23 protein-coding genes are annotated in these 25,624 nt (G+C 30.0%); 12 read left to right on the top strand and 11 right to left on the bottom strand.

Going from position 1 to position 25,624, the window contains the following annotated elements; translation table 11 throughout:
* Complete coding sequence (locus H0I28_RS17495; protein WP_218759946.1) at positions 1–1,899, bottom strand: ATP-binding protein; 1,899 nt, start codon at positions 1,897–1,899, stop codon at positions 1–3.
* 15 nt (positions 1,900–1,914) lie between these two features.
* Positions 1,915–2,586: a 16S rRNA (cytidine(1402)-2'-O)-methyltransferase gene (gene rsmI / locus H0I28_RS17490; RefSeq protein ID WP_218759945.1), complete on the bottom strand. Its 672-nt coding sequence runs from the start codon at positions 2,584–2,586 to the stop codon at positions 1,915–1,917.
* Between the two features lie 333 nt (positions 2,587–2,919).
* Here rsmI and aspS point away from each other — a divergent pair, with 333 nt between their 5' ends.
* The 7 genes from aspS to H0I28_RS17455 are packed head-to-tail and all read left to right on the top strand — an operon-like array spanning position 2,920 to position 12,772.
* A complete protein-coding gene (gene aspS / locus H0I28_RS17485; RefSeq protein ID WP_218759944.1) occupies positions 2,920–4,674 on the top strand; it encodes an aspartate--tRNA ligase in 1,755 nt (584 codons plus the stop codon).
* Between the two features lie 46 nt (positions 4,675–4,720).
* Positions 4,721–5,428 (top strand): DUF6503 family protein, encoded by a 708-nt coding sequence (locus H0I28_RS17480; RefSeq protein ID WP_218759943.1) that lies wholly within the window; start codon positions 4,721–4,723, stop codon positions 5,426–5,428.
* Between the two features lie 49 nt (positions 5,429–5,477).
* The gene (locus H0I28_RS17475; protein ID WP_218759942.1) at positions 5,478–7,949 is read left to right on the top strand and encodes a DUF2339 domain-containing protein; all 2,472 of its coding nucleotides are present in this window, start codon (positions 5,478–5,480) and stop codon (positions 7,947–7,949) included.
* The gene (locus tag H0I28_RS17470; protein ID WP_218759941.1) at positions 7,936–9,162 is read left to right on the top strand and encodes a hypothetical protein; all 1,227 of its coding nucleotides are present in this window, start codon (positions 7,936–7,938) and stop codon (positions 9,160–9,162) included. Before H0I28_RS17475 ends, H0I28_RS17470 begins: the two co-directional genes overlap by 14 nt.
* A 30-nt stretch (positions 9,163–9,192) precedes the next feature.
* The gene (locus tag H0I28_RS17465) at positions 9,193–10,977 is read left to right on the top strand and encodes a chloride channel protein (RefSeq protein ID WP_218732676.1); all 1,785 of its coding nucleotides are present in this window, start codon (positions 9,193–9,195) and stop codon (positions 10,975–10,977) included.
* A gap of 41 nt (positions 10,978–11,018) precedes the next feature.
* Complete coding sequence (locus H0I28_RS17460; protein WP_254712609.1) at positions 11,019–11,615, top strand: hypothetical protein; 597 nt, start codon at positions 11,019–11,021, stop codon at positions 11,613–11,615.
* Between the two features lie 32 nt (positions 11,616–11,647).
* Positions 11,648–12,772 carry a glycerate kinase gene (locus H0I28_RS17455; protein WP_218759940.1) on the top strand — a complete coding sequence of 375 codons (1,125 nt, stop codon included), beginning with the start codon at positions 11,648–11,650 and terminating at the stop codon, positions 12,770–12,772.
* A 4-nt stretch (positions 12,773–12,776) separates the two neighbouring features.
* On the opposite strand, the gene H0I28_RS17450 is transcribed toward H0I28_RS17455, so the two are convergent.
* The gene (locus H0I28_RS17450; RefSeq protein ID WP_218732673.1) at positions 12,777–13,310 is read right to left on the bottom strand and encodes a hypothetical protein; all 534 of its coding nucleotides are present in this window, start codon (positions 13,308–13,310) and stop codon (positions 12,777–12,779) included.
* 4 nt (positions 13,311–13,314) lie between these two features.
* The gene (gene glpQ, locus H0I28_RS17445) at positions 13,315–14,292 is read right to left on the bottom strand and encodes a glycerophosphodiester phosphodiesterase (RefSeq protein ID WP_218759939.1); all 978 of its coding nucleotides are present in this window, start codon (positions 14,290–14,292) and stop codon (positions 13,315–13,317) included.
* Between the two features lie 48 nt (positions 14,293–14,340).
* On the opposite strand from glpQ, the gene H0I28_RS17440 reads away from it, so the two are divergent.
* Positions 14,341–14,580 (top strand): hypothetical protein, encoded by a 240-nt coding sequence (locus H0I28_RS17440; protein WP_218759938.1) that lies wholly within the window; start codon positions 14,341–14,343, stop codon positions 14,578–14,580.
* Between the two features lie 224 nt (positions 14,581–14,804).
* On the opposite strand, the gene H0I28_RS17435 is transcribed toward H0I28_RS17440, so the two are convergent.
* The gene (locus H0I28_RS17435) at positions 14,805–15,782 is read right to left on the bottom strand and encodes an endonuclease (RefSeq protein WP_218759937.1); all 978 of its coding nucleotides are present in this window, start codon (positions 15,780–15,782) and stop codon (positions 14,805–14,807) included.
* Positions 15,783–16,058: 276 nt separating this feature from the next.
* Here H0I28_RS17435 and hflX point away from each other — a divergent pair, with 276 nt between their 5' ends.
* Positions 16,059–17,270: a GTPase HflX gene (gene hflX, locus H0I28_RS17430; RefSeq protein WP_218759935.1), complete on the top strand. Its 1,212-nt coding sequence runs from the start codon at positions 16,059–16,061 to the stop codon at positions 17,268–17,270.
* A gap of 34 nt (positions 17,271–17,304) precedes the next feature.
* Entirely contained in the window at positions 17,305–18,018 is a 714-nt protein-coding gene (locus H0I28_RS17425; protein ID WP_218732668.1) for a VIT family protein, read from the top strand.
* A gap of 33 nt (positions 18,019–18,051) precedes the next feature.
* On the opposite strand, the gene H0I28_RS17420 is transcribed toward H0I28_RS17425, so the two are convergent.
* The 6 genes from H0I28_RS17420 to H0I28_RS17395 form a co-directional block, all read right to left on the bottom strand.
* Complete coding sequence (locus H0I28_RS17420) at positions 18,052–19,167, bottom strand: CNNM domain-containing protein (protein ID WP_218752204.1); 1,116 nt, start codon at positions 19,165–19,167, stop codon at positions 18,052–18,054.
* A gap of 89 nt (positions 19,168–19,256) precedes the next feature.
* Positions 19,257–20,180 carry a DUF3078 domain-containing protein gene (locus H0I28_RS17415; RefSeq protein ID WP_218732666.1) on the bottom strand — a complete coding sequence of 308 codons (924 nt, stop codon included), beginning with the start codon at positions 20,178–20,180 and terminating at the stop codon, positions 19,257–19,259.
* 67 nt (positions 20,181–20,247) lie between these two features.
* The gene (locus tag H0I28_RS17410) at positions 20,248–21,111 is read right to left on the bottom strand and encodes a DUF3078 domain-containing protein (RefSeq protein ID WP_218732665.1); all 864 of its coding nucleotides are present in this window, start codon (positions 21,109–21,111) and stop codon (positions 20,248–20,250) included.
* 6 nt (positions 21,112–21,117) lie between these two features.
* Positions 21,118–21,627 (bottom strand): DUF2480 family protein, encoded by a 510-nt coding sequence (locus H0I28_RS17405; RefSeq protein WP_218732664.1) that lies wholly within the window; start codon positions 21,625–21,627, stop codon positions 21,118–21,120.
* 98 nt (positions 21,628–21,725) lie between these two features.
* Entirely contained in the window at positions 21,726–22,046 is a 321-nt protein-coding gene (locus H0I28_RS17400) for a DUF59 domain-containing protein (protein ID WP_165733066.1), read from the bottom strand.
* 39 nt (positions 22,047–22,085) lie between these two features.
* Complete coding sequence (locus tag H0I28_RS17395; RefSeq protein WP_218732663.1) at positions 22,086–22,511, bottom strand: SufE family protein; 426 nt, start codon at positions 22,509–22,511, stop codon at positions 22,086–22,088.
* 71 nt (positions 22,512–22,582) lie between these two features.
* On the opposite strand from H0I28_RS17395, the gene H0I28_RS17390 reads away from it, so the two are divergent.
* Together H0I28_RS17390 and H0I28_RS17385 are read left to right on the top strand one after the other, a co-directional pair.
* Positions 22,583–23,509 carry a PfkB family carbohydrate kinase gene (locus H0I28_RS17390; RefSeq protein WP_218732662.1) on the top strand — a complete coding sequence of 309 codons (927 nt, stop codon included), beginning with the start codon at positions 22,583–22,585 and terminating at the stop codon, positions 23,507–23,509.
* A 68-nt stretch (positions 23,510–23,577) separates the two neighbouring features.
* A complete protein-coding gene (locus H0I28_RS17385; protein WP_218759933.1) occupies positions 23,578–25,476 on the top strand; it encodes an amidophosphoribosyltransferase in 1,899 nt (632 codons plus the stop codon).
* Positions 25,477–25,624: the final 148 nt, after the last annotated feature.

Genomic DNA, 25,624 nt, shown 5'->3' with positions numbered 1-25,624 from the left:
TTATTTTTCAATGAAATCATACAAAATCTCAATAATGCTTTTTAGCTCATCATTCTCCTCAATTAAATCTGAATAAGTATATCCTGAATCAATAACAAAGCTTGCTAATTTAATTTTATAATCATTTTTTAAAGTCCCAGATTCAGCTTTAAAAGTTCTAATATCTTCTTTCGGAATTTTATTTTTTAAAAATAAATTTTCATAAAAATCACCTATTCCAATATTTTTATAATCATTTCTTGAAAAATCTATTTTATTTGCAATCCGAATACTTTCTTCTGTCTTCAAAATTTTAAACATAAAATCTTTAATAATTTTTTTAGGAAGTAAATTTTCAATTTCTTTTAATTCAGTATTTTGATAGGTGAAATTTTGATTATCCTTTGATAATTTTTCTAAGGATTTTCTTCTCAAATCCTTTTTTGAGTCTTTTATTACATTATCGTTATCAGCTAAAAGAAATATTTTATTGGATAAAGCAAATGAATTTATTTTTTCTTTAACTTCCTCCTTATTAAACTCATCTTCTCCTTCTCCCTTAATATTTTCATCATCAAAAAGATAATGTGCTATTAAATTACCTCCATATTCAAAAAAAGCAAAATCTATATCTTCATTTAAATACTTTACATCTTTATTATCTTCTGAATATAATTTTAAAAATTTTGATAAGTATTTTCTGTCTGTAGGTCCTTCTACCCAAATTGAACTATTTGATAAAAATACTGAAGAAGCAGTTACCCCTAATAAATTTAAAATTTCCTTATTAGGCTTCACTTTAGTTTTTATTAAATGTTTATTTTCTTCTATTTTTTGAAACTGAAAAATTGAAACACTATCATTTAATAGTGTTAAGTCTAATAAATGATTTGAATGTGTTGTGAAGAAAAATTTTAAATTCTTTGATTTTAAAAACTCATCATAGAGTAAAGTATCTATAAAAATCTTTTGAAAAGCAGGATGCAAATTTATTTCAGGTTCGTCTATATAAAAACAATCATTTATATCTGCAGTAAAAATTGGGTATAAGAGTATTATTAAAGCTTGAATACCATCTCCTAAATCATTTATTTTTTCAAATTCTCCATTATTAGTAGCAATTTTTATGACTTTTGTTTTTCTATCAGCTAATATCTGTACTCTTTTTTTATTAAAGAAGTAATTACTTAAAAAATCTTGAAATTTCTCTAAATCCCTTATTTTATCAGAACTTTGGATTTCATCAATTTTACTCCACATTCTTAATCCTGAATGAATTTCAAAATTTGTTTTATTTTTAAAATATAAAGTTTTGACAGTATTTATGAAACTGTCAGTACCTAAATGACTCCCACTCAAAAGACTTCTTAGAATAGGAATATATATTTTATTGTTGATTTTATTTTTTTTTGTAAAAACCAACTCGTTTTGTAGAGTTTTAATTTGTTCAGTATAGGTTTTTAAGATTTTCAACTTATCTTCATTCTCATAAATATGTTGACCTAATTGGTGTAACTCTTTCAAATAAGAATCAATCTTTTCATTATCATCAATATTGAAATTTGATATTAAATTATCTGTTATATGAATAACTTCTGATAAAACCTTTTTAGGAACTAAGCCTTCATTTAATCTTTCTTCAGTTTCTGAAATTTCGCTTATTAAATCAGGAAAAAAAATACTTTGAGTTAAATTTTCGAAAGGATAATTTAATTTTAATAAACCTCTTAAAAACCTACTTTTTCCAGAATTATTTTCTCCAACAAAAAAATTTATATTACTTATTTCTAGCTCAGTACTAATAGTATTATCTTCAAGAACTTCTATAAATTTATTATCAATATTATCAATATAAAAATTAGGTTCTTTAAATTCTTCAGGAAAATCAATATGATTAGTTGTTCTTATATTTATTTTCATAGCTTATATATTAACCTATTTTTTCCCTTCCACAATCACAACAATTTCTCCTTTTGGTGGTTTTGCTGTGTAATGTGCTAAAACTTCAGTTGCAGTTCCTCTAATGGTTTCTTCGAACATTTTTGTTAATTCTCTAGATACAGAAACCTGTCTGTCTGCTCCAAAATACTCAACAAAATGCCCAAGTGTTTTTACTAATTTATGTGGAGATTCGTAAAAAATCATAGTTCTTGTTTCTTCCGCTAATAATAAAAATCGAGTTTGTCTTCCTTTTTTTACAGGTAAAAAACCTTCGAACACAAACTTATCATTTGGCAACCCAGAATTTACCAAAGCAGGCACAAAAGCTGTTGCTCCAGGTAAACAATCAACCTCAATATTATTTTCTACACAAGCTCTGGTTAGTAAGAACCCAGGATCTGAAATTGCAGGTGTTCCAGCATCTGAAATTAATGCACAAGTTTCTCCGTTTTGTATTCTTTGCACAATTCCTTTTACAGATTTATGCTCGTTATGCATGTGGTGACTGTGCATTTGTGTAGCAATCTCAAAGTGTTTTAAAAGTTTACCACTTGTACGCGTGTCTTCTGCCAAAATAAAATCTACTTCTTTTAGAATTCGTACTGCTCTAAAAGTCATGTCTTCTAAATTACCTATTGGTGTTGGTACTAAATATAATTTACTCATCTTATTTTAGTTATCAGATATCAATTATCAGTAATCAAAAAAAGATAACTGATAGTTGTTTTAATAAAATTGTATTGAGAAGTTTCTAATTCTTCTATACTACAAATTTACAAAGAATTGTACGGATTTTGCGTTACCGATTGCAGCAATTGTTTGAGCTCTTTTTTATTCTTTTTCGGAATAAAAAAAGCGAGTGCGGAAAGCGGGGCATTTCTGTTTAGAAATGAACGCCCAAAAAACTAATATTCAATAGAAAATGATTATTTTTGCAGCTTCAATTAATGATACTTCTACCAATGAGAAAATGGTAGATACCAATATAAAAATAAAGAAATGTATAGAAGTCATTCTTGTGGCGAGTTAAACGCATCGCATATAAATACAGAAGTTACCTTAGCGGGTTGGGTACAAAAAAGCCGTGATAAAGGGTTTATGATTTGGGTAGATTTACGTGATAGATACGGAGTTACGCAATTAATGTTTGATGAAGAGCGTACGCCAAAGGAAATGATGGAGAAAGCAAAATCTCTTGGTAGAGAATTTGTGATTCAGGTTACAGGAACCGTTATTGAGCGTGAATCTAAAAACGACAAAATGGCTACTGGTGCTGTAGAATTGTTGGTTTCTAAATTAGAAATCTTAAACGCATCTATTACGCCTCCTTTTACTATTGAAGATAAAACGGATGGTGGAGAAGATATCCGTATGAAGTACAGATATTTAGACATTAGAAGAAACCCTGTTAAAGACAGTTTAATTTTCCGTCATAAAGTGGCTATGGAAGTTCGTAAATACTTGTCTGACCAAGACTTTATTGAAGTAGAAACGCCTTATTTAATAAAATCTACACCAGAAGGCGCAAGAGATTTTGTAGTGCCAAGTAGAATGAATGAAGGTCAATTTTATGCGTTACCACAATCTCCACAAACCTTTAAACAATTGTTGATGGTTGGTGGAATGGATAAATATTTTCAGATTGTAAAATGCTTTAGAGATGAAGATTTACGAGCAGACAGACAACCAGAATTCACACAAATTGACTGTGAAATGGCGTTTGTAGAGCAAGAGGATATTTTAAATATTTTTGAAGGATTAACGCGTCACTTACTTAAAGAAGTAAATAATGTTGAGGTGGAGAAATTCCCAAGAATGTTATATGACGATGCAATGAAATTGTATGGAAATGACAAACCAGATATCCGTTTTGGAATGGAGTTTGGCGAGTTAAACGCAGTTACACAACATAAAGATTTTGGTGTTTTTAATAGCGCTGAATTGGTAGTTGGTATTGCTGTACCTGGAGGAAACGCATACACAAGAAAAGAAATAGACAATATTATTAAGTGGGTTAAGCGTCCGCAAGTTGGTGCTTTAGGAATGATTTACGCACGTGTAAACGAAGATGGAACTTTTAAATCTTCTGTAGATAAATTCTACGATCAAGAAGATTTAGCAAAATGGGCAGAAATTACCGGTGCAAAACCTGGTGATTTAATCTGTGTTTTATCTGGAGAAACTAATAAAGTAAGAGCACAATTATCTGCTTTACGTATGGAATTGGCAGAACGTTTAGGTTTGAGAGATCCTAAAGTATTTGCTCCGCTTTGGGTAATTGACTTTCCTTTATTAGAGTTAGATGAAGAAACTGGGCATTACCATGCAATGCATCACCCGTTTACATCACCTAAACCTGGTCAGATGGAATTATTAGACACAGATCCTGGTGCTGTAAAAGCAAATGCGTACGATTTGGTGTTAAACGGAAATGAAATTGGTGGTGGTTCTATTAGAATTCACGACAAGCAAATGCAAGCAACTATGTTGAAGCATTTAGGTTTTTCTGAAGAAGATGCCAGAGCTCAATTTGGTTTCTTAATGGATGCTTTTGAATACGGAGCACCTCCTCACGGTGGATTGGCTTTTGGATTGGATAGATTGGTTGCTATTTTAGGCGGACAAGAAACCATTAGAGATTTTATTGCATTCCCAAAAAACAATTCTGGTAGAGATGTTATGATTGATGCACCTGCATTTATTGATGATGAACAACTGAAAGAGTTAAGCCTTCGCTTAAACATAAAAGCATAAAATTTTTAAATCCCGCTTCTGCGGGATTTTTTATTACTTTTAAATTATGAAAAAACTAACCACACTTTTACTCCTTTTTATTTCAATCACTTCTTTTTCGCAAGAAATTACTGGTGATGAATTGTTAGATAAAGCGATTCAATTTCATGATCCTAATGGAAATTGGGCTACTTTTAATGGTGAATTATTTGTTACCATGGAAATTCCTGAAAAATCTCCTAGAAAAAGTGCTCTTAAAATTAATTTGCCTCAAGAATACTTTTCTGTAAAAGCAATTAGAGATACAATTACTACGGAATATACTGTAGACAAAGCTGTTGCTAGTTTTATTTTTAATGGTGATAACAAGCCGTCTGAAGCAATTAAAAAGAAATTTAATTTGAATGCTGAACGCGCAAACATGTATAAAAACTATTATACATATTTGTTCGGTTTACCAATGAAGCTGAAGGATAAAGGCACAATTATTGATCAAAAAATAACAAAGAAAACATTTAAAGGGAAAGAATATTTGGTTTTAAAAGCTACATATTCCGCAGAAGTTGGTAAAGATACTTGGTACTTTTATTTTGATCCGACTACATATGCAATGGAAGTCTATCAGTTTTTTAAAGAAACAAAAGATAGCGGAGAATACATTTTACTTTCTGATTTAGAAACAATAAATGGTGTGAAAATGCCTAAAACCAGAGCATGGTATTACAATAAAGATAATGGCTACTTAGGAACCGATACCTTATCTTCACAAAAATAAATGAAATCCTTTACTTTATTCTAATCATAGAAAAAACATGTTGTTAAGTATGGAAATAGTATTACTCATTTTTATCATTATTTATCTACTAATTACTAACAAAAATATTAGTTCTAAATTGAAAGATTTACAGACTTCTGTTTTTCAATTAGATGATAAATTACGAGACTTACAGCAAAAATCAACTTCTAAAGAAGAAGTATTAAAAACTAAAAGCGAACCTGTTACTCAAAAAGAAACGGAGCCTTTAGAAAAAACAAGACCAATTGTTGTAGCAAAAGAAGAACCTATTATTTTTGTTTCTGAAGTACCAGAAGTAGTAAAACCTATTTTGGATACTGATGCTAAGATTACACCAATAGTTACTGATAAAAAAGCAAATACTAGAGAAGAGAAAAAGAAAGAAAAAGCGATCCCTAAAAAATCTTGGATAGCATCTTTTAAAGAGAAAAACCCAGATTTAGAAAAATTTATTGGAGAGAACTTAATTAATAAAATAGGTGTTTTAATTCTTGTTTTAGGAATTAGCTTCTTTGTAAAGTTTGCTATTGATAAAGATTGGATTAACGAACCTGCAAGAGTAGGAATTGGCGTTTTATGTGGCTCTCTAATTATGATGATCGCACATAAATTAAAAAAGAATTACGCTTCTTTTAGTTCTGTTTTAGTAGCCGGAGCAATTAGTGTTTTTTACCTTACTATTTATATTGCTTTTCATGAATACCAATTATTTAGTCAGACCGTTGCTTTTTGTATTATGGCAGTAATTACGGCTTTTAGTGCCTTAGTTTCCGTTTCTTATAACAGACAAGAATTGGCTGTTTTATCTTTAATTGGTGGTTTTGCAGCTCCTTTTATGTTAAGTACTGGAGAAGGAAATTATGTGGTACTATTTACTTATATCGCTATCTTAAACTTAGGTATTCTTGCGATCTCTTATTTTAAAAAGTGGAAAATAGCAACGATTGTAGATTTTGCTTTTACCTTTATTTTATTCGGTTCTTGGTGTTTCTTAAACATCCATAAAGACAGTTTTGAACATAATGGCGCTTTAACTTTTGCTACCATTTTTTACTTTATTTTTAGTCTTACTATTGTTCTAAATAACTTAAAAAACAAAGGAGTATTTTCTAAAATTGAATACTTTATTTTAATAGCAAATACCTTTATTTTCTTTGGAATTGGAATGGTAATTCTTAAAAATTTAGAATCTAATTTCACGGGGTTATTCACATTACTATTGGCAGTTTATAATGTAGCTTATGCAACCATCTTATACAAGAAATTTGGATTAGACAAAAACGCCATTTACATTCTAATAGGTTTGGCTTTAACCTTTGTTACGCTTACCATTCCTATTCAATTTAACGGAAACCAAATTACTCTTTTCTGGGCAGCAGAAGTAGTTTTATTGTTTTGGTTGTCTAAAAAATCTAAAATAGAATCATTTAAACTAGGTGCCATAATAGTGCAAGTTTTATCCATTATTAGTTTGCTACTAGATTGGGAATTGTACACGTATTCAGAAGAATTATCGGTAGTTTTTAATCCATTATTTATAGCTGGTTTTGTAGTTAGTATTTCTCTTATTTTAACCTATTGGCTACTAAAAAAAGAAGGAAATATGGTAACTAAATATTTCACTTTAAAAATAAATTTTTACAAAACCATTGTTTTAATCACCTTTGTTTTAGTTGCGTATTTTACAGGTGCTTTAGAAATTGATTATCAAGCTCATCAATTTTTAGAAAATACAGCTTCTGCCCTATCTTTTCCCGTTGCATATCATTTTGTGTTTGTAGCTCTCTTATTATTTTTTACAGAAAAGTTTAAGCAGAAAAACATAGAAAAAGCAGTCTTATTAATCAGTTGCATTTCAATTTTCGTTTATATAGGTAACTTCTACAAGCTGCCAACAGATGAAGTTACAGAAAACCTTGCACTTTCTATACATAGTAATTATGCTTTTTACTTACATTATATAGTTTTAGCATCTCTTATTTATTTTGGAGTTCAATTATTTAAAAAGACAAGTACGGTATTCAATATAAAACCAACGCGAAGTAAATGGTTGCCATGGCTTTTTGTTTTTGCAATTGTTTACACATTAAGTAACGAAGTTATGGTACATGGAGTTCATTTTTCTGATAATTCTTCAATTATTTCTGAGTTAAATGCACAAACAAATGATTACTCAAAATACGATATTATAGATGACAAAATAGATGCAGTACAAGACCAAATAATTAAAATTGGGTATCCTATTTTATGGGGAATTTTCTCCTTTATATTCTTAATTATCGGAATTAAGAAACAATGGAAAAACTTAAGAATTATTGCTCTTTCCTTATTAGGAATAACCATTATAAAACTATTTGCATACGATATTCAAAACGCTTCTGAAACAGGAAAAATAGTCGCCTTTATATTATTAGGTGTTTTAATCTTGATTATTTCGTTTGTGTATCAAAAAATAAAAAAATTAGTAAATGACAAAACTCAAGAAGATGAAGAAATATAGCTTTTTAATCGTTTTTTTTATCGGATTAACTTGTTTTAGTCAGAATTATAAAGGCTCTTTAAACAGTGTTGAGAAAGACGGTTTGCATAAAATAATGCTAACACCAGAAGTAAGATCTGCAAGTAAAAATAATTTTAATTTTATCAGAATAAAAGATAATGAGAACAAGGAAGTACCTTATGTTTTAAAATATCATTCAGATCAATTATTCTCTACATTTTCACCTATCAAAATTGTATCAAACAAAAGAATTAAAGATTCTGTTACTACGGTTTTAATAGAAAATATAACGAAGGAAAAATTAACGAATCTTACTTTAAAAATTGCGAATACAGATATTTCTAAAAAATATAACCTCTTTGGAAGTAATGATGCAAAAACATGGTTCGGAATTACCTCTAACAATACGCTATACCTTAACAATGGTACCAACAAATCATCTTTAGAAAAAAGAATAAATTTTCCTACAACAACTTATCAATTCTTAAAAATAGCCTTTAACGACAAAAATTCTTTACCAATAAACATTTTGGGTATTGGTAAATACATCAACAACTATTTTTCTGAAACACCAATTACACTTACAGATTTTAGTCAGAAAATTACGCTTTTAAAAGACAGAAAAGTAACTCAGATTAAATTTACATCTAACAACTCTCATGAAATTAATAGTATTTCATTTGATATTAACACCGATTTTTATCAACGTAATGCAAAACTAATTATAAATAAAGAACGTAAAATAAAGAAGAGAATAGAAACTTATCAGCAAGTAGTTTCTAACTTTCAGTTAAATTCTAAAATAGAAAACACCTTTTTCTTAAATAATTTAAATGAAAAAGAATTTATTATAGAAATCGAAAACAAAGACAATCCTAGTTTAGAAATTACAAACATTACCTTATTACAAAAGCCTGTTTATATTATATCTGACTTAAAAAAGAAGGAACAATATCAACTAATAATAGATACTACCTTCTCTAAACCTTCATATGATTTAGGTAATTTTATCTCAGAAAAAACATCAATTATAGAAGAAGAAGTATCCGTAAATAATTTTATTAAAACGAAAGCAACACCTGTAATTATAAAAGAGAAACCTTTTTGGGAAACAGCTGTTTTTATGTGGGTTTGTATTATTTTTGTAGGCGTTTTAATAACCTACTTTGCGTTAGACTTATTAAAAGATGTAAAGCATCAAGAAAAAAACTAATTTATAAATAATTTCTTATCGATAAAACAAGTGCCAACAACAAAAAACATTTACAGAAAAATATTAATTTGGAGATATAAATACATCTCTGAAAAGCAATTCATATACATACTTAGCATCCTTGTTGGTTTTTTAGCAGGTTTTGGAGCTGTTATTTTAAAAAATTTAACACATTTTTTTCAGCATCTTTTAGAAGGAAATTTGGTGAGAGATTATCACCATGCTTTTTACTTTCTTTTTCCGATTATTGGTTTAACAATTGTATATTTTATCATAAAATATGTTATTAGAAACAAAGTAAGTCACGGTATTCCTTCTACACTATATGCTATATCCAAAAGAAAAGGAATTATGAAGCGTTACCAAATGTTTGGTTCTATTTTAACTGCTCCAATTACCGTTGGTTTTGGTGGTTCTGTTGGACTAGAGGGACCTACTGTTGCAACAGGTGCGGCAATTAGCTCTAATGTTGCCAGGTTGTTTCATTTAAACCAAACTTCAAGAACCTTATTAATTGGTTGTGCATCTGCTGGTGCGCTTTCAGCCATATTTAAAGCACCAATTGCCGCTATTATTTTTGCCATAGAAGTGTTTAGTTTAGACTTAACAATTGCCTCTATGATGCCTTTACTTTTAGCGTCATTATCTGCAATTATAACCTCTCGTTTCTTTTTTGGGTCTGATGTTTTACTTCCGTTTGAAACAGAAGATATTTTTACCATAAACAACATTCCTTTTTACCTTATTTTAGCTACTGCAACTGGTTTAGCTTCTATCTATTTTACAGAGGTTTATGATAGAATTCAGAAACTTTTTGACAAAATAGACTCTCCAATAAAACGTTTATTAGTTGGTGGAATAGGTTTAGGAATTTTAATATTTTTTATTCCGCCTTTATATGGTGAGGGTTTTGAAGTTATTAATAATTTAATTGCAGGAAACCCACAAGAAGCTTTAAAAAATAACTTTATGAACTTAGATTTATCTAATGTTTGGGTTGTTATTATCTTATTATTTGGCTTAGTTTTATTTAAAGTGATTGCAAGTGCCTTAACTTTTGGAGCTGGTGGAGTTGGTGGTATTTTTGCACCTACTCTATTTATGGGAAGTCTTTTAGGAAATTGTGTTTCTAAAATAATTAATACCACTGGTTTATCTAATGTCTCTGAAAGTAATTTTACTTTGGTAGGAATGGCTGGTTTAATGGCCGGAGTACTACACGCTCCTTTAACTGCTATCTTTTTAATTGCAGAATTAACTGGTGGCTATGATCTTTTTATTCCGTTGATGCTAACCGCTACAATTTCTTACCTAATCGCTAAATATGTACATCCATATTCTGTCTACGCAATGCAGTTAGGTAGAAAAGGAGAATTAATTACACATAACAAAGACCATGCTGTCTTAACTTTAATGGATATTAATAGAGTTATTGAAAATAATTTTGTTCCTGTTTATTCAGATATGGATTTAGAAAGTATGGTTAAACAAGCAGTTGTAAAATCTAACAGAAATATTTTCCCTGTAATTAATAAGAAGAATAATAAACTAACAGGTATTATTTTACTAGACGATTTAAGACCAATTATGTTTGATCAAACCCTATATAAAACAATTTTTGCTAGAGATATTATGCAGCATCCTCCAGAAATAATTATCATAGGTCTTGATAAAATGACAGATATTATGAGGAAATTTAAAGAAAGTGGTGCTTGGAATTTACCGGTTGTTAAAGAAGGAAAATATATTGGTTTTATCTCTAAATCAAAATTATTAACGGCTTACAGAAATAAACTAATAGAAGTTACGTCATAAAACTATAGAAGAAAATGAGGCAAAATAGTTTTTCAACAAATATGAGAACAAAATCTAACAAAGAGCTAGAAACCATTCTCACTGAAAAAGATAAATATACAGAAGAAGCTTTACAAGCTGTTACATGGGAACTAGAGGATAGAAACATATTAGAAAAACCGACCATTGTTATAGAGGATACGCCTAAAGAAAACACTGTACCTGAAACACCTATTTCTAAAGAAAACACAGAAACTAATAAAAGTCCTTTTAAAGAATTAGAAGTGCCTGTTCTATATTCTAAAAATGCAATACTCGGTTTTACCATTTTCTTTTCTACCATATTTGGTGCTGTTTTATTAATGCAAAACTTAAAACAGATGAACAAACCTAAAGTAAGGAATCAAGTTCTTATTTTTGGTTTGGTATATACTCTTTGCTCTACGATACTTTTAAATTATCTACCGAAATCTATTTTCACAACTTTAATCTTGAATGTTATAGGCTATGCTGTGTTGACAGAATATTTTTGGAATACCCATTTAGGAAAATATTTAGTGCATCAAAATAAACAAATATGGAAAATATTAGGTATTTCGATGCTAATTGTATTTGCTCTTATTTTCCTGCTTTTTTTAACTCAAAATTTAGAACAATAACTTTACCTCCGCTAAATTAAATTCAAAGAAGAATGAAAATAATATTAGCACCAGATAAATTTAAAAACACCTTAACAGGATTGGAATTTTGCAATATTGTTGAAAAAGTAATTTTAGAAGAATTCCCAAATACAGATATTCTTAAATTACCACTAGCAGATGGTGGTGATGGTACTATTGAAGTTGTAGAGTACTATCTAAAAGGACGTACCATAAACGTACAAGTAAACAATCCTTTTTTTGAAATAATCAATGCAACCTATATATACTCTAATGAGAACAATACTGCTTTTATTGAAATGGCAGAAGCATCTGGTGTTAAGCTACTAAAACCAACACAATTCGATTGTAAAAATGCCACTACCTTAGGTACAGGAGAAATGATTGTTGATGCCATTAATAAGGGGGCTAAAACTATTATTATAGGTATTGGAGGCAGTGCAACCAACGATTGTGGAATAGGAATGGCAACGGCTTTAGGTTATCAATTTTTAGATGAAAATAATAAAAAAGTAAAACCTATTGGCGCAAATTTATCTAATATAAAATCGATAGATGTTACTAATGTTCATCCTAAATTAAGAGCTGTAGATTTTAAAATAGCTTGTGATGTTACCAATCCGTTATACGGAAAAAATGGTGCAGCCTATGTTTATGGTACTCAAAAAGGAGCATCGAAAGACGAAATTGTAATGTTAGATAAAGGCTTACAAGATTTTTCTAAAATTCTAAATGCTGTTTTCACAATCGATGTTCAGTCTGTAAAAGGTGCTGGCGCCGCAGGAGGAATGGGAATTGCAACTCAATTATTCTTAAACGGAACTTTAGAACCTGGCATTCAATTGATAAAAGAAATTGCTAATTTTGACACTCAAATTGAAGGTGCAGATTGGATTATTACTGGTGAAGGAAAACTAGACACACAAACCATGTCTGGTAAAACAATTCAGGGCGTGTTGACTTCCGCAATAGCTAAAAAAATAAAAGTTGCTGCTTTTTGTGGCGCTATAGATTTAGACGAAAAACAACCAGAAGATTTCGGAATTAATTATACCGATGCTGTTCTGAATTACGCAAAGGATTTAGAAGATTCTATGAAAAATAGTGCAGAATACTTGGTTTTTTTATCAAGAAAATTCGCGTTAAAAAAACTTTAAAATACTAATTCCAAGGTTCTTCATTAGGTTCTAATTGCTTCTGACTTGGCATAATTCTTTTAGAGTCTTGTTCGGTTTCGCCTATTTTTAAACAAGAAAATAATAAGAAACAAATCGCTAAATCATTTTTATCTAAAAGCTGTAACTTAATACTGTCTTTAAAATCATTATCAGAAAAAGATTCATCAATTTCTGCAATTTTTTCTCCGTTTTTTAGAATAGATATTTTCTTTTTAAAATGAATATTAGTTTCATAAGTAACCTCATCAACATCTATAGAAAAGATGGTTTTTCTATTATTCTGAGAAATTAATTCGGCTAAAACATCTTGACTATTCTTTATGGTAAACACCATTTTCCATTTCCAAAATTGAAATTGTTTGGTAATCTTATAAATTATTTTATCGTCTGAATTAAAAACCTCAGAACCAAACTTCCCAAAATCCATAAACCACTTAGATGTGTACAATTTTTCTTCGGATGAAAAAACATCTAAAGTATTATTAAAGTGTTTTATTTTATATAAATGAGTGTTCATTGAATTACTTTTCTTTTAAAAAATTGACTACCAAATCTGGGAAATCTGTAAAAGCACCATCAATATCTGCTTCTATTAAGAGTGTTTCCATCATCTTGTCAAAGGTAGTGAACTCATCTAAAGAATCGGCTCTAAAAGTATAAGGATGCACTTTTAAACCTAATTTATGCGCATCAGAAACCAACGTGGTAAACTGCCACTTCTCTCCTACTTTTTTATCTAATATTTGCTTATACCAAGGACCAACTCCGTCTGCATACGTTGCAAAATGTGCTAATTGTTTTGTTTCTTCTTCAAATTCCATTAACTGAACCAAAAATAAGTCAGATTTTAAAACTACACGAATTCTCTCTAACTCTGCTGCATCAAAACACTGTAAAATACAATTGTCCTTTTTTGTTTTGTAACCGTAATCAGCAAGTATTTCTAAAACAACCTCTGTTATTTTTCTTCCTTCTTTTTGATGAAATGCTGGATCTTTAATTTCTGGATAAATTCCGATATCCTTTCCGGTAGCTTTATTTAAACCTTGTATCAATTCTATTTCTTCTTCAAAAGAATGCAGTTTAAAATTCCCTTTTCCCTTCGGATAACGGTTTGGGTAAAACTGTTCGCCTGTTTCATGATTAAAACGCTCCGTTACTTTGAGCATTTGCAATTCATCAAAAGTAAAATCTATCACATAGAATCGATTGTCTTTTCTTTTCCTATCAGCAAATTTTACAGCAACATCCGTTACATCATCTAAATAAATATCATGAATTACAATAGGTACATTATCTTTACTCAACACCAAATCTTGCTCAATAAAATGAGGGGTCATAGCATACGCCATCGCTTTGGCCTCCATAGTATGTTCTGGTAAATAACCAGAAGCACCTCTGTGAGCAATCACTATTTTGGTATTCATATTCGTTTCTTTTTTATGTGAATTGCAAGAAAAAAGCAGCAACCCTATCAAAAATAATGAAATTGAGTTCATTTCTATAAAATATATCAATTAAAGATATAACTTTTGTAATTTTGCAATATGAAGTTAATGTTAAAAATAATGTTTGTCATCTTTTTAATTTGGATGGCAGTTGGAATGTACCTTATAAATACAGATCACGAAAAAGGACAAATTGTAATGGGTTTAGGTGTCTTTTACTTTTCTTTTCTATTTATGCCTTTCTTTATTTACTACAGATACAGAGACGGAAAATACAAGAAGTATATTTTAAATGATGAAAAATTAAAGGCTGCTTTTAAAGGTTTTGGAAAGGATTAATTAGTTCTCTTTTAAATAATTTTACAGCATACTATAATGAATGCGTTAAAAAAACAAGACAGCATCAGTTTTCACACGAGCGAAACGGTCGCGTTAGCAAAAAACGAGCAAGACATAAATACTAGTGCGAGCGTCTCGCTAGTACCATAACAAGAAATTTCAAAAAAAATAAACAAAAAAATATCAGAGTTTACAAGAGTGGAAGATTATAATTATCATTTCAATTAATCTTCCTTTTTAAAATACACATACACAGGAAAATGGTCTGAAAAACCACCTTGGTACCAAGGACCTATATAAGTTCTAAACGGACTTCCTTTTAATTTTCCTTTAAAAATCTTCAACCATTTCTTATTAAATACTTCAGCATGCTTAAAGTAGACTTGTCCTTCTTTTTTGTCTAAAAAGTTCTTGGTAATAATTATCTGATCAAATAAATTCCATTTACCTTCATAGGTTAAAGAACCAATAGCATTTCTATCCAATATCTTTTCCATAGGATTGTAAAAATCATCAGTCACTAAATATTCTTTAATAGATTTGCTGGTTGGATCATCGTTAAAATCACCCATAATCAAAATTTTTGCATTATAATTTTTAGCTTGTATTCCTGCTATAATTGCTCTTGCTAATTTTGCGGCATCAATTCTTTTTGGTTCAGACTCTTCTATTCCTTCTCTTCTAGAAGGCCAATGATTTACTAAAACATGGACTAACTCCCCCTTTAAATTACCAGAAACCACTAAAATATCTCTAGTATAATCTCTCTTCCCTTCATCTCCTTCTAAATACAACGGAAAATGTTCTGAGTCTATTAATTCGAATACTTCTTTATTGTATAAAAGCGCTACATCAATCCCTCTATCATCCGGAGAATCATAATGTACAAAACCATAATGGTGCTTTTTTAAATCTTTAGAATTCACTAAATCTCTTACAACTTTAGCATTTTCTACCTCTACCAAACCTACAAGTGCAGGCACATCATATGATCTTTCTTTACCTAGTTGAGAAATTACAGAACCTAATTTTTTAATTTTATCCCTGTAACGTTTATTATTCCAGTGATTTTTACCATTGGCAGTAAAATCATCGTCAAAGGTTTTTGGATCATCTACCGTATCAAATAAATTTTCTACGTTGTAAAACCCGACAGTAAATATCTCTTTACTCCTTTTTGATGATGAAAAAAATAACCCCATTTATAATTGTTTTGATGATTGGTAAAAATATAAAAATAAAGCAGGGTAACTCTTAACTTAAACTATATGTTTTCTTAACACAAAACTATACTTACTTACCTTTTTCTCTTGTAATTTTGTATTGATTAAAATCTGAAATAATTATAAACTAATAAAAACCATTGCTATAAGAAGAGAAAGTGTTGAATTTGAATTTGAATTATTTAATTAAAACTTCAAGTATCTTGAGGTTTTTTTTATGCATTTACAAACCAAATCTTTGTATTTTTGTAATCTATGATAGACGAACGCGAAGTTATTTCTGAAAAAGCTGTTTTAATCGGTATTATCTCTCAACAACAAAATGAAATTCAATCTACAGAATATTTAGATGAATTAGAATTTCTAACCCTGACTGCAGGTGGTGTTGCCGTAAAACGTTTTGTACAAAAAATGGAAAAACCCAATCCTAAAACATTTTTAGGTGTTGGTAAATTAGAAGAAGTTAGAGACTATATTGTTTCAAATCATATTGGTACTGCCATTTTTGATGATGAATTATCTCCAGCTCAAATACGTAATATTGAGAAAGTTTTAGATTGTAAAATCTTAGACAGAACAAACCTTATATTAGATATTTTTGCACAAAGAGCGCAAACAAGCTCTGCAAAAACACAAGTAGAATTGGCACAATGTCAATATTTATTACCTCGTTTAACAAGACTTTGGACACACCTTGACAAACAAAAAGGGGGAATTGGAATGCGTGGACCTGGTGAAACTGAAATTGAAACAGATAGACGTATTATTCGTGATAAAATTTCTGTGTTACAAAAGAAATTGTTAACCATAGACAGACAAATGGCTGTGCAACGTAAAAACCGTGGAAAAATGGTTCGAGTTGCTTTGGTTGGTTACACCAATGTTGGTAAATCTACATTAATGAATGTGATTAGTAAAAGTGATGTTTTTGCTGAAAACAAATTATTTGCAACTCTAGATACTACTGTTAGAAAAGTGGTTATTAAGAACATTCCGTTTTTATTAACAGACACTGTTGGTTTTATTAGAAAACTACCTACACAATTGGTAGAATCTTTTAAATCTACGTTAGATGAAGTTAGAGAAGCAGATTTATTATTACATGTAGTAGATATTTCTCATCCAAATTTCGAAGATCATATAGCTTCAGTAAATTCTGTTTTGGCAGATATAAAATGTGCAGACAAACCTTCTGTAATGGTCTTTAATAAAATTGATGCCTATTCTCATAAAACTATTGATGAGGATGACATTGTAACGGAAAAAGGGAAAGAACATTATACATTACAAGATTGGAAAAAAACTTGGATGAATGATTATGATGTAGATTCTATTTTCATATCCGCTTTAAACAAAGATAATTTAGAAGACTTTAAAGAGAAAACATACGAAGAAGTAAAGAAAATCCATATTCAACGTTTTCCTTATAACGACTTTTTATATTATGAATATAAAGAAGAAGAGTAAATTATTATGATTTGATAAAATAAACTTCAATGAGATGAACAAAAGCTCCACCGAATTAGTAGACCATTTAGAAAAACACTACATACATAGAAGTAATTGGCTAAGAGCAGCTGTTTTAGGAGCAAATGATGGAATTTTATCTACCGCAAGTTTAGCTATTGGAGTTGCTGCTGCAAGCGAATTAAGAGAACCTGTAATTCTAGCTACTTTAGCAGGTTTGGTTGCAGGAGCTTTATCTATGGCAGCAGGAGAATATGTTTCTGTAAGTTCTCAAACAGATATTGAATCTGCAGATATTGAAAGGGAAAAAATAGAATTAGAAGAAATGCCAGAACTTGAGTTACAAATGTTGGCAAGAATCTACGAAAAGAGAGGTCTTAAAAAAGAAACAGCTTTAATTGTTGCTGAAGAATTAACTGAAAATGATGCGTTAGCAGCACATATTAGAGATGAATTAGGGATTAATGAAATTAGTCAGGCAAATCCTATTCAGGCTGCAGTAGCATCTGGAGCTGCTTTTACAATTGGCGGCCTACTTCCTTTTTTGGTAACTCTTTTTCTACCTTTAGAAAATCTGGAATACTATATTTACGCTTCTTCCATACTTTTTCTAATGACTCTAGGAGCATTAGCTGCCAAAGCAGGCGGTTCTAATATTAAAAAAGCAGTTTTAAGAATCACTTTTTGGGGTACAGCTGCTATGGGATTAACAGCCTTAGTTGGCTACTTATTTAATGTAAATATCTAAAAGTAATCGTATTATATACTTTGTAAGCACAAGCTATTCCTTCTTTTTATCATCATTTATTCCCATTTTTTTTACTCGATTTTTCCAAGAATTTTTAGCATGAGCTTGTAAGTCTGCAACAGAGTCACTCTCATCCATTATCTCTAAACCTAATAAAGTTTCTATTACATCTTCTTGAGAAACAAGTCCGCTTACAGAACCATATTCATCTACAACCAACGCAATATGTTCTTTCTGGCGAATCAGTTTGTCAAATAAATCTGCAATCGATAAATCTCTATCTGTAATTATAATATTTCTTTTTATAGAAGATAAGGTCTCCGCTCCTTTTCCACTAATTATTGCTTCAAATAAATTATCTTTTAGAACATATCCTGTAATTTCATCTGGATTTTCAGCAAAAACAGGAATTCTAGAATAACGTAATTTTTTATGCTCATTATAAAAAGCTTCTATCGTTTGACTTTCATCTGCTATTTCTAAAACAGATCTTGGTGTCATTACATCATTTACTTTAATTCCTTTAAAACCTAATAAATTTCTAATAACCTTACCTTCGTTTTCTTGAAAAACACCATCTTTTTCTGCTATTTCTGTCATTACCAAAAAGCCTTCTCTACTTAAAACACTGCCATGTCCTTTGCCTCCAATTAATTTTGTAGTTAATTGTAAAACCCAGATAAAACCTGTCCATTTTAATGGGAAAATCATAATATTTAAAGCCTTGGTAGTAAAATTAGCTAACTGTCTCCAATAAGTCGCTCCAATTGTTTTAGGTATAATTTCTGATGCAACTAAAATTAAAATAGTCATTATTGTAGACACAACCCCCACCATAACATCTTCTGTTAATCTAATACCCAAAATAGTTTTAGCAGAAGTACCATACATTTCTGCATAGGCTACTTTTGCTTGTACACCAACTAAAATAGCTCCTACAGTATGTGCAACTGTATTTATTGTTAAGATTGCTATTAAAGGTTTGTCTACATCTTTCTTTAACGCTTCTAACTGTAGTGCATATTCAAGCCCTTCTTTCTTTTTTAGATTGATAAAAGTTGGAGTAATACTAAGTAAAACTGCCTCTAGAATAGAACACAAAAATGAAAAGAAAATAGAAACGGTAGCGAAAATTATTAATAATGTCATCAACAAAGGTTTAGAATGTAAAAGTAAGGAAAATAAAAAACCTCAAGAATTTCTTCTTGAGGTTTAAATAAAATATTATTTGATACTACTTAAAAAGCATAACTAAGACCAAGTAAATAGTAAGATTGTAATTTGTTATCTATATTGTCAAAAGTAGCTGTAGGCACAACAGCATTATCTAAAGCATTGTTTAAAGCTTCTTGTTTATTTTGACGTAAACCTAACTCAAAACCAACTCCAATTCCTTTCCATATTGTATACCCAAAAGAGTTCGTAAATGTCCAGTTAGATAAATCTGATGTATCATAGCTTTGAAACATAGATAAATTAGACTTTACACTTAGTTTACCATATTTCTGTGTGTAGTCTGCTACAATTTTAGCACCTAAAGAAGATTCGAAAACGGTATCTCCACTACTAAAAACAAAATTGTAGTTTCCTGGATGTATAACAACCACTAAATTATTTGTAGGTGTCCATGTAGCACCAATACCTAAATCTAAATATCCTGGGTCGTTAAAGTTATCTATAATAGTTGTTCTATATTCTGCTAAACCAGAAAGTGCCCATTTTTTATTTAATCTCTTACCATATAAAGAGCTAATTGTAAATACATCTGTAGTAGCTTCAAAATCTTCATCTCCAGCAACTCCTTCTTCATCTAGTTTTACCCAACCTAAATTAACAGCAGCAGAGTTTCTCCAGAAAAAATCTTCTTTAATTAAATTAGCAAAACCATTTACTGTAATACCTATATTACCAGCAGTTGCTGTAGGTGTAGATTTAGAATACCAGTTATTAAAACCAGAAAAACTACCTCCAATTGTACCAAAAGCACCTTTTCTCCATCCTGGAAGTGCATCGATTTTTGATTGTAAAGCTTTTACTTCTCCTTGTAATTTAGCAATTTCAGCTTTTTTAGGAGCTTGTTCTTTTTTTAATTCTTCAGCTGTTTGTCCATTAATGGATAAACTAGTTAATACCAATAAAAATAAAATTGATAACTTCTTCATTTTTTTTTGTTTTTTTAAAATTTGAGTGTGCAAAAATACACTTTTTCTTATTTAGACAATAAAAATATTAATAAGTCACTTTTTGATGAAATTTATAATTTAATCCCAAACCAAATAATTGTCTAAATTGCACTTTACTAGACGCATTATCATCTACGATAGCATGAAAAGTCATGTGCATTTTAATGTTATTATTTACTTTAAAACGAATATTTGTTTGGTTTTCTAAGTCTAAATTGTCTGGTTGATCTAAGTAATCTGAGTAGAGTGCAACAATGTTTTCCATTTCTACATTCTCCATTATCGTAAACTTAAAATATCCAGAGAGGTTAAAACCTAAACTAAAATTGGTATTATCTCCTTCTTCTACCCCAAATTGACCAGAAAACAAATCGCTAACCATTGTTAACCTAGCAGTAGCCGGAGCTATGTTTATATTTGAATTATCAGACTTTTTCCATAACATACCAGGACCTAAACTCAAATAAGCCGGTGAGAAAAAATCTGAAACAGGTACCGCAGGTTCTACTTTATAATTATAACCTCTAGAATATTGAGTTTTAAAATTAACAAATTGCGATAAAAACCAATTATTACCCGATTTTATACCTAATAAAGAGTTTAATTCAAATCGATCATTTGTTTTACGATACCCTTTGGTATTTAAATGGCTTAATCCATACGCAGTTAAAATTCTCGTATCCCAGTTAACATTGTTTTTCTTGTAATTAAAATCATAATTTACATTTATATCACCTGCAATCATATTCTCTCCCCCTGAAACCCAATTAGAAAAGGAAGATTGATTAAAAACAAAACCAAACTTTCCATTAATTTTCCATTTAGGAATTGGTAAAGTATCTTTCTTCTTTTTTTGTGCATAAAAAGAAGTGGAAAAAAGAACTAATAAAAGAAGTAATAATCTTCTCATTGTAAATTATTTTTTAATTTTATATAAAGGTACTGTTGAGCAAGCTTCTCCAAACATAATAGACCTTGCTACAGGTTGTAATTTTTCTATTAAAAAGACATATGCAGAATCTGGAATTGGTTTATTTGCACACCCTTTTATAATAACTGGTGCATTTATAAATTCCTTAAGGTCTAAAAAACTAATTAATTCTTGATAAAGAACTGTTTCTAGCAATTCTAAATCTCCAATCACTACTTTATTTGCGAACGGAATTAATTCTGACGCAACTAACATAAAAGCCCAAGAAGGAATTATTGCATCTACAGAACAAGAAATAGCTACAAAACTATTTTTGTATTGAGACCAATCATGGTTTTGTACCGATTCTCTGAAGTCCTTTTCTTTTAAGATTAACTCTTGAAACAACCAATCTTTTACATCAAATACCACTCTTTTTCCTTCTGGATAGATTTCTTCTAAATCAAAGGTTTTAAGTTTACTATTTGTAACTCTATTTATAATTTCTTCTTGCATTTTTAAAGTTTCAAAGTTGAGATTTCTCAATCGCTTAAAAAAGCTCATTTAGAAATGACATTGGTTGTTTTATTCTGAAAACTGTTACTGAGACTATTTTATAGCATTCCCAGTTCTAGTTTTGCTTCTTCACTCATCATATCTTGTGTCCAAGTAGGATCGAAAGTAATTTCTACTTCACAGCTTTTAATTTCCTCTAAAGTTTTCACTTTATCTTCAATCTCAACAGGCAAACTTTCTGCTACCGGACAATTAGGTGAGGTTAATGTCATTAATATTTTTGCATTATTATCTTCAGATACAAAAACGTCATAAATTAAACCTAATTCGTAAATATCTACTGGTATTTCTGGATCATAAATTGTTTTTAAAACATTTACAATTTTGTCACCTATTACTTCTAACTCTTTATCTGTCATTATATTTCATTTAACAATTAGTTTTCACCAATTGTATTTTTAATTTCCTAATTTAGTTTGTTGTGCAATGGCATACATTTTTATGTACTTAACCATAGAAACTAAACCATTTGCTCTTGTTGGTGATAAATGTTCTTTTAAACCGATTTCATCAATAAAATCTGTAGAAGCCCCTAAAATATCTACCGGTTTTTGGTTTGAATACACCCTCAATAACAATGCCACAATACCCTTGGTTAATATAGCATCACTATCCGCAGAAAACTTAATAATATCTCCCTCTAATTCAGAATATAACCAAACTTTAGACTGGCAACCTTTTATTAAATTTTCATCTAATTTATTCGTATCCTCAATAATTGGTAACGATTTACCTAACTCTATAATGTACTCATAGCGCTCCATCCAATCATCAAACATAGAAAACTCATCAATAATTTCTTCTTGTATTTCTTTGATAGTCATTTTTAAAACTTATTTTTGCACTTTTTAAAAAGCATTTTATAAAATGCAAAATTACGTATAAAATCTAAGAAATGAGTAAATTATTAGCAGTTGGTACAGTAGCTTTTGATGCAATTGAAACCCCTTTTGGGAAAACTGACAAAATATTAGGTGGATCTGGAACCTATGTAGGTCTAGCTGCAAGTCAATTTGGAGTAAAAACAGGCGTTGTTTCTGTAGTTGGAGGAGATTTCCCTGCATCCTACTTAGAAATGATGAATGATAAAGGAATTAATACCGATGGAATTGAGGTAGATAAAGAAGGTAAAACTTTTTTCTGGAGTGGTAAATATCACAATGATATGAACTCTAGAGATACTTTAATTACAGAATTAAATGTATTAGAGACTTTTACACCTGTTGTACCAGAAAATTTTAAAGATGCAGGTATTGTAATGTTAGGGAATTTACACCCGTTAACACAAGCATCTGTATTAGATCAAATGACAGAAAGACCAAAATTAGTAGTTTTAGATACTATGAATTTTTGGATGGACATTGCTTTAGATGATTTACATACAGTTTTAAAACGTGTAGATGTAGTAACTATTAATGATGAAGAAGCGCGTCAATTATCTGGAGAATATTCTTTAGTAAATGCAGCTAAAAAGATTCATGAAATGGGACCTAAATATGTGGTGATCAAAAAAGGAGAACATGGTGCTTTATTATTTAATGAAGGAAATATGTTTTATGCACCTGCATTACCTTTAGCAGAAGTTTTTGATCCTACAGGAGCTGGAGATACATTTGCTGGTGGTTTTTGTGGTTATTTAGCAAAAACAGAAGACATTTCTTTTAACAACATGAAAAATGCAATTATCTACGGTTCTAACCTAGCATCTTTCTGTGTAGAAAAATTTGGTACAGAGCGCATGGAAGTACTTACTGCAGAAGAAGTTAAAAAGCGATTACAAGCTTTTAAAGATTTAACACAATTTGATATTAAAATATCTTAATTTTAATCCGCGGTTTTTGCTGCGGATTTTTTTTTTACAACAACACAACAAAAAAACTATATATACCAATGAGTGATGCTATTAAACATGAATGTGGAATTGCACTTGTTAGATTAAAGAAACCGTTACAATTTTATAAAGACAAATACGGATCTGCTTTTTACGGAATTAATAAAATGTATTTATTAATGGAAAAACAGCACAATCGCGGACAAGATGGTGCAGGTTTTGCCAGCGTAAAATTTAATGTAGAACCAGGTACAAGATATATTAGTAGGGTGCGTTCTAACCAACCGCAACCCATACAAGATGTTTTTGCTCAAATTAACCAACGTTTAAATAATGTTTTAGAACAAAATCCTGATAAAAAAGACGACGTTGCTTGGCAAGAAGAAAACATGCCTTATGTTGGAAACTTATTTTTAGGACACGTACGTTATGGTACATTTGGTAAAAATAGTATAGAAAGTGTACACCCTTTTTTACGCCAAAGTAACTGGAAACATAAAAACTTAATAGTTGCTGGTAACTTTAACATGACTAATTCTAATCAAATACTTGAAGAATTAATTGAGTTAGGTCAGCACCCTAAAGAATTTACAGACACCGTAACTGTAATGGAAAAAATTGGTCATTTCTTAGAAGATGAAGTTGGCAAATTATACCAAGAAGCAAAGAAAAAAGGATTTAATAAAAGAGATGCCTCACCTTATATCGAAGAAAATCTAAAACTAAAAAAAGTATTAAAAAGATCTTCTAGAAACTGGGATGGTGGTTATGCTATGGCAGGTTTAGTTGGTCATGGAGATGCTTTTGTTTTAAGAGATCCAAACGGAATTAGACCTACTTATTTTTATGAAGATGAAGAAGTTGTAGTTGTCGCTTCAGAAAGACCAGTTATTCAAACTGTTTTTAATGTTAAGATAGAAGACGTTCAAGAATTAGAAAGAGGACATGCTTTAATTATTAAGAAAAGTGGTGTAACTTCAATTAAGAAAATTATAGAGCCTAGAGAAAACAAAGCTTGTTCTTTTGAGCGTATCTATTTTTCTAGAGGAAGTGATGCTTCTATTTATAAAGAACGAAAAGACCTAGGAAAAATAGTGTTTCCAAAGATTTTAGAGTCTATTAATAGCGATATTTCTAACACTGTATTTTCTTTTATACCAAACACTGCAGAAACTTCTTTCTACGGAATGGTAGAAGCTGCTGAAGATTTATTGAACCAACAAAAAACAGCAAAAATTTTAGCTGGTGGAACAAAATTATCAGCACAAAAGGTTACAGAGATTTTATCTGAAAGACCTCGTTTTGAAAAAATAGCCATTAAGGATGCAAAATTAAGAACTTTTATTGCAGATGATAGCAGTAGAGATGATTTGGTAGAGCATGTTTATGATATTACATATGGTGTTGTAAAACCTACTGATAACCTTGTTATTATTGATGATAGTATTGTAAGGGGTACTACATTAAAGAAAAGTATTATTAGAATTTTAGATCGATTAAAACCTAAAAAAATAGTAGTAGTTTCTTCTGCTCCACAAATTAGATACCCAGATTGCTATGGTATTGATATGGCCAAAATTGATGATTTTATTGCTTTTAAAGCAGCTTTAGAATTGTTAAAAGATACAAATCAATATAATATTGTAGACGCTGTTTACAAAAAATGTAAAGAGCAGCAAGGTAAAGCAGATACTGAAATTGTAAATCACGTAAAAGAAATTTACAGTCCTTTTAAAGCTGAAGAAATTTCTGCTAAAATTGCTGAAATGTTAAAAACAGTAGATATTAAGGCACAAGTAGAAGTAATTTATCAATCTATAGAAGGCTTGCACAAAGCGTGTCCTGATAATCTTGGAGATTGGTACTTTACAGGAAACTACCCTACTCCTGGAGGACGCAGAGTTGTAAACCAAGCTTTTATTAATTTTTACGAAGGAAACGATAAAAGAGCGTATTAAGTATTACCAAAAATAATTTTTATAGCTAATATCTATAACAAAAGCTTACATTACTCATCTACAAAATAAATTGTAGATGAGTTTTTTTTTACAATAAAAAAGAAACGTTAACTATTAAAGACACTACTTCAATAGAACTTATTTTAAA

Source organism: Polaribacter sp. AHE13PA (genome assembly GCF_019278505.1).
GTDB lineage: Bacteria > Bacteroidota > Bacteroidia > Flavobacteriales > Flavobacteriaceae > Polaribacter.
Note: the sequence above shows the minus strand (reverse complement) of the source record. Positions and strands in the feature narration are given on the sequence as shown.